At 66.1% G+C, this 5,603-nt stretch carries 4 protein-coding genes and 3 pseudogenes; 4 read left to right on the plus strand and 3 right to left on the minus strand.

Annotated elements, in window-relative coordinates:
• Positions 1–348: 348 nt before the first annotated feature.
• Positions 349–738, minus strand: coding sequence for a hypothetical protein (locus AC07EJ_RS45885; RefSeq protein ID WP_307619330.1), 390 nt, complete (start codon positions 736–738; stop codon positions 349–351).
• A 70-nt stretch (positions 739–808) separates the two neighbouring features.
• Between AC07EJ_RS45885 and AC07EJ_RS45890 the strand changes: the two are divergent.
• The 4 genes and pseudogenes from AC07EJ_RS45890 to AC07EJ_RS45905 all read left to right on the plus strand — a co-directional run.
• Positions 809–973: pseudogene (locus AC07EJ_RS45890) on the plus strand (IS982 family transposase); the annotation flags it as partial.
• A gap of 212 nt (positions 974–1,185) precedes the next feature.
• Positions 1,186–1,995 (plus strand): EVE domain-containing protein, encoded by an 810-nt coding sequence (locus AC07EJ_RS45895; RefSeq protein ID WP_389491591.1) that lies wholly within the window; start codon positions 1,186–1,188, stop codon positions 1,993–1,995.
• Positions 1,996–2,116: 121 nt separating this feature from the next.
• Positions 2,117–2,881 carry an alpha/beta fold hydrolase gene (locus tag AC07EJ_RS45900; RefSeq protein ID WP_478886528.1) on the plus strand — a complete coding sequence of 255 codons (765 nt, stop codon included), beginning with the start codon at positions 2,117–2,119 and terminating at the stop codon, positions 2,879–2,881.
• An 86-nt stretch (positions 2,882–2,967) separates the two neighbouring features.
• Positions 2,968–4,057: pseudogene (locus AC07EJ_RS45905) on the plus strand (integrase core domain-containing protein); the annotation flags it as partial.
• Positions 4,058–4,350: 293 nt separating this feature from the next.
• On the opposite strand, the gene AC07EJ_RS45910 reads toward AC07EJ_RS45905, so the two are convergent.
• Positions 4,351–4,905, minus strand: a complete 555-nt coding sequence (locus AC07EJ_RS45910) for a recombinase family protein (protein WP_478886529.1) — start codon at positions 4,903–4,905, stop codon at positions 4,351–4,353.
• Between the two features lie 301 nt (positions 4,906–5,206).
• Positions 5,207–5,314, minus strand: a pseudogene (locus tag AC07EJ_RS45915) (zinc finger domain-containing protein); the annotation flags it as partial.
• Positions 5,315–5,603: the final 289 nt, after the last annotated feature.

Consider the following 5,603-nt stretch of genomic DNA (forward strand, 5'->3'; position numbering starts at 1 on the left):
CCGAGCAAATTACCCGCCTCGACATACGCAAACGCCACCGACTCGGTGGCCTCCTCAACGAGTATGAACATGCCGCGTGACCTGCCCGGATGAGGATATCGGCAAGGGCAACGTTCATGTCCGCGATGCCCCACACGTAGGCCCGGCACCGATGAAGCGCTCCGGATCCTTGTAGGGCAGCTCGTCCCTCCTCTGCCTCTCACCCAGGAGTGCCATCCGGCGCGCTCCCCTAGATGATCAATTCCAAGGGATGCCTGCAGGGGGTGTGGGGTGGGCGGCGGCCGAAGCCACCGCGAGACGGTCAGGCGGCGGGCTGCCGGCCCTGGTTGTCGAGGTGTCAGCGGGCGGTCAGGCGTCAGGGTCGACTTCGGGGTGCGTGAACCGCACGGGCTTGCCCAGCGACCGGGCGTAGGCGATTTCGGCTCGGGTGCTGTCTCCGATGTAGTCGCCGACTACGAGTACCTCATCAGCGAGGCGGATCTTCGCTCGGTGCAGATCGTCGAGTCGAACCTTCAGCGCCTCGGCCTCGACAGGATCGGACCAAAGTTCGTGCGGCGACTTCATGTCACAGCCCGGTTTGACGACAATCTTTCCGGCTTTGGTCTCCCGCAGATCGGCCTCGTTCATCTCGGTCATGAAGCGGGTGGAGCCACAGATCACGACGATACGCGGGAGGCTCAGCTGCTTCTTCGCGTCGGCGAGCTTCTCCTCGGGGGTGAGTAGTTGCGGGTATGACACTGGTTCCTCCTGGTGGTGTGGTCCAAGGGGTGCCTGCGGAGACGAGAACGAGGGTGTCCAAGATCGTTTTGTGACGAACGACGTGGACACCCTCGCGACAGCACTCTATGCGACGACCGACGACATGCTGAAGGAGCATCCCGAGCTGGCGCCGTGGCGCCCGCCGGTCGGCATTACGCCCCGCCTGAGCGATGCCGAACTGGTCACCCTCGCCACGATGCAGACGCTGGCGGGGGCAGGCTGTGGGGCGTCTCCGGCAAGCCTCCAGTACCCCGTGCACCGGCCCAGCCCCTCGAGACCTCGCAGCCATTCCGGATCTCCTCAGTGGCGACATCTCCGAACTACCCGTAGATGCGCCGGGGGCGGACTCCGCCCCGCTGTCCACGTAGGCATGAGGCCGTTCGTCATCCCGGGTGAAGACTTCGGGCGGGAGCCGAGGCGAAACTCGTGGAGCTACTGCGGGACATCGCCCGCGCCAGTCGGCTGATCCAGCACGTGGAGGAGTGGCGAGAGCTGGTAATCGTGCAGGCAGACAAGCTGGATGCCGATGCAAGCCGCGTCAACCTCGGAGTGGCAGCGGGCATGTCTCCGTCGAAGCTGTACAGGATTCTTGAGAGACACGGCCGCCCCAAGAACCGTACGCCCCTGACTCGTTTGGAGATCCTGGAGAGTGCCATCACCGCCGAAGGCGGCGAGTGGGACCCGGCCCGCGTCATTCGGACGCTGGAGAGCTACGGCTTCGAGACGGATGACAAGGGTGCGCGGGCGTTGCTGCGAGACCTGAACCGGGACAGGTCCCTGGAGCGGAAGCCTGGGGTCGGGGGCCGAGCGATCTACCTCATTCCTGGAGCTGGCCGCGAGTGGCTGCACGTCCTGGACCCGAAGTTGGACACCGTCGACGAGGGGCCATCAACTTCTGCGAGAGTTTCGAAGCTGGCCAGCGAGGACACGGGGTCAGGGCGATGGTGGCTGGGTCGTAAGCTCAAGAACATGAGAGCCGGTGACCGGTTGTGGATCTACTTTGCAGCACCGGAAAAGAAGATCGCCGCCATGGCCGAGGTGTGCTCAGAACCGTATCCGGCACCGGCTGGCTCGGCAAAGCCCTACCTGGTCAAGGCGGCACTGCACGCCAAAGCGACTGAGGCGCTACAGAGGGATCCGGTGAGGTTGGAGGCGATGGCGAACCAGCATCCTCAGGGGTGTGTGGGCCTGGCTGACGAGGATCTGGCGCTGCTCCTGAAACATGTGGCTTTTTAGAGGGCGGTTCGTGAGGCGATGTCCGTTGGGTGTAGCTCGTTCTGGATGAGAGGGCAGTTCTGGTCTCTGTCGACTGCTGGTCAGCCATCGGGTGTCAGTGTTGCCGCATAGCATCCACGTCATGCGTGAGTTCTTCGTGGTCGGCGGACGGAAACTGTCGTATCTGGACTTCGGTGGTCCGGGTACTCCGCTTTTGGCCCTGCACGGGCACTACAACGAGGCGTCCGCGTTCGCGCCTTTGGCTGAGGCGTTGGCACCGCGGTGGAGGGTGATCGCGCTCGATCAACGCGGGCACGGCGAGTCCGATCGTGCTCAGTGTTACGAGCGGGACGGCTACGTCGCTGATGTCGCTGCTTTCCATCGGCACCTGGGCATCGGGCCGGTGACGGTGCTGGGCCACTCGCTGGGCGGAGTGAACGCATACCAGTACGCTGCCCGGCAGCCGGATCGGGTCCGTGCGCTGATCGTCGAGGACATCGGCGCGGTGGTGGACAGTGACTGGTCATTCACCTTGCGCCTGCCCCGCCATGCGCCGTCCCGCCAAGATCTGCTGGCCGCGCTGGGCTCGACGGCTCCCTATCTGGAGTGTTCCTTCCGTCGGTCGGAGGGCGGCTGGGGATTCTCGTTCGACATCGAGCACACGGTGGCGTCTCAGAAGGCACTCAATGGTGACCACTGGCAGGACTGGACGGCGGTGGCCTGCTCCACTCTGCTGATCCGTGGAACACGCAGCGATGAGCTGGCGGCCGCCCATGCCAGCGAAATGATCACCCGTCGCGCCGGCAAGGCCCGTCTCGCCGAGCTGCCCGCCGGTCATGTCGTGCACCACGATGCTCCGGCCCCATTCGCCGCCGCTGTCGAGGATTTTCTGTCCGATCCGGGCTGATCCCCAGAAGAGCTACACTGCGCCTGCCGAAAATGTCGTCCATGCAGCTCAGGAGCCTGTTCGGTGATACGGCAGGACATGCACTCGTGTTGCTTCGTCTCGCCTATCTGACCGTCACCACCCTGTTCGGCGCGTGCGGTTGCTGCCTGCCGATGAGCGACCGCGACAAGGACGCGGAGATTCTCGCTCTGCGCCACCAGCTCACCGTCCTTGAGCGGCAGCTCGGTACGGACCGGGTGAGACTCGCTCCGGAGGACCGGGCGTTGCTTGCCGCTCTGCTAGTGCCGCTGCCCCGTCAGGTCCTACCCCGGTTACGGCTCCTGATACGGCTTGACACCGTGCTGCGATGGCACCGCGATCTGATGAAGCGGCGCCATGCCCGCACATGCCGGCCGAAATGGCCGGGCCGACCGCCCACGGTCCGCTCAATTCGCGCGCTGATTCTCCGCCTAATCCGGGAGAACCCGGCCTGGGGCTACCGAAGGGCGCACGGGGAACTCGCCACCCCCGGCATCCAAGTCGCCGCCTCCACCATCTGGGAAATCCTCACAGCCGAGGACATCCCCCCCGCGCCAGACCCGGCAGCCACCACCTGGGCCGATTTCCTGCGCTCCCAAGCCGACGCCCTCCTGGCCAGCGACTTCATCAAGACCATCACCCTGACCGGCAAGCACCAGTACATTCTCACCGTCATCAAACACGCCACCCGCCGCATCCGAATCCTCGGCACCACCGCCCACCCCACCGCAGACCGCGTCGCCCAGGCCGCCCGCAACCTGGCCATGGACCTGGCAGACACTAACGCCACCATCACCTGCCTGATCCGGGACCGGGATACGAAGTACCCCGCCCTCTTCGACCAGATACTGAGCGACATCGGCATCCGGGTCGCCCTCACCGGCGTCCAGATACCACGCATGAACACCACCATGGAGCGCTGAGTCCAGACCTGCCGCCACGAACTCCTGGACCACACCTGGGAACGAGCACCACCTGCGCCACGCGCTCCGCCAGTTCGAGTTGCACTACAACCTCCACCGGCCTCACCAAGCGATGCATCAGGCAACACCCCTGCGCGCCGTCCCCGAACCACTCACCCCTGCACAGATCTCCCACCTCGACGTACGCCGAAAAGACCGCCTCGGCGGAGTCCTCCACACATACCAACATGCCGCCAGAACTGCGTGGATGGACTTTTCGGCAGGCGCAGCGCTGTGGCCGGGGTCGGCGTTGTCCACTTCAGGCTCCGTGGGGTCGGGCCAGGGCCGAAGAGACCGTGTTCTTCGGGTCCGGTGGCGCCGAGGACGCCGGGCCCTTCCAGCGATGGGGCGGCATGGGGATCACTGGTTGTCTCCGGTCCGAGCCTGCACGCGCAGCTGGGCCACCACGTCGTCGGAGCCGTCCTCGGCCTGCCGGGCCAGATAGTCCAGCACGGTGCCCGTCGAGGACCTGTGCGGTGAGCCGTTCCATCAACTCCGGGTCGGTGCCACTGCCGGGGCCCGTGATGCGGGCGCGGATCGGGCGGCGGGGGCTGATGACTTGTCCGTCGTTGGGCTCGGCGGTTTCCTCGGCTTCGGCGAGCGCCCGGTACAGCGAGGCGACCGAGGGGGTGGCGCCCCGCGTTCTTGCCCGTCTTGATCGTGAGCTTCTTCGCAATGTCGGGGACGGGGACGCCCTTGTTCTTCAGCGCGACGGCGAAGGTGAGCATGTCGTCGTCGATGACCTTGGGCCGTCCGCCGTGGTGGCCCTCGGCGGCGGCCGGTCTGCTGGCCTTCGAGGGTCTTCTCGCGGCTGTAGTTGCGGTCGAGCTGCGCGGCGATGGCGAGCACGGCGAAGAACATCGCTCCCATGCCGTTGGGGTCGTAGATGCCGGTGAGCGGGCCGGTGAGGAGTTCGAGTTGGACACCAGCGTCCTGGAGCTGGCCGGAGAGGGTCATGAGCTCGGCGGCGTTGCGGGCGAGGCCTTGAGAGCTCGTGGACGGTGAGGATGACCTCCTGGCCGGGGGCTGCCTCCTTGATGTCATACGCCAGCTTCAGCGGCTTCTCCACCTCGGTCCGGGTCTTGACCCGGGTGGAGATCTTCTCGGAGAAGATCCGCCTGCAGACCGGTCCGAGCGCGACGAGCTGGGAGGCGAGTTCCTGCTGGGCGGCCGAGCAGCGGGCGTACCCGATCCGGATGGGCTTCGCCACCGCGGTGGCCGGCGCCGCCTCGACGGGCGGGCCCGGCTTCCACGCCCGCCCCGGGCAGCGGTCCTCCGGCACGATCACCTCAAGCTCCTCGCGGAGCGCGGGGACGAGGATGAAGCGGGCGGTGTGGCACTTCGTCGCGCACTTTCCGCTGCGCGTGCGGCATGCGCTGCCGGCCGGGGCTTCACACTTCGGACAGTCGTTTCGTTCTACCGCGATTGCGGCTTGATCGGGCGTCAGACCCACCCCGGCAGTGTCTCAGAACCACCTCGCACAACTCACCGGTTTTGAGAGGACTTCTGCGAACCACGACCTGCGGATTCACGATCGGCTCCGGGGTGTTTTCGCAGAACTCTCGCAACTGGTCATTTATGCGAGGGACTGGGCGTGCCTGCCCGCCGCCGAGGTGGAACTGGTGTGAGATCGCATGCGGGCAGTGCCCGCGGTCAGGCTGGGACATTCGCATGAGCGGAGGCAAGGATGCCGGGTGACCCGTTCGGGCTGGCCGAGGTGCTCGCCGCTGCGGAGGACGCAG

It is taken from the genome of Streptomyces sp. NPDC045026 (genome assembly GCF_056432625.1).

Coding starts and splice junctions, on each gene's coding strand:
- AC07EJ_RS45900 (WP_478886528.1), top strand. CDS start 2,117: ATGCGTGAGTTCTTCGTGGTCGGCGGACGGAAACTGTCGTATCTGGAC.
- AC07EJ_RS45910 (WP_478886529.1), bottom strand. CDS start 4,905: ATGACATCAAGGAGGCAGCCCCCGGCCAGGAGGTCATCCTCACCGTCC.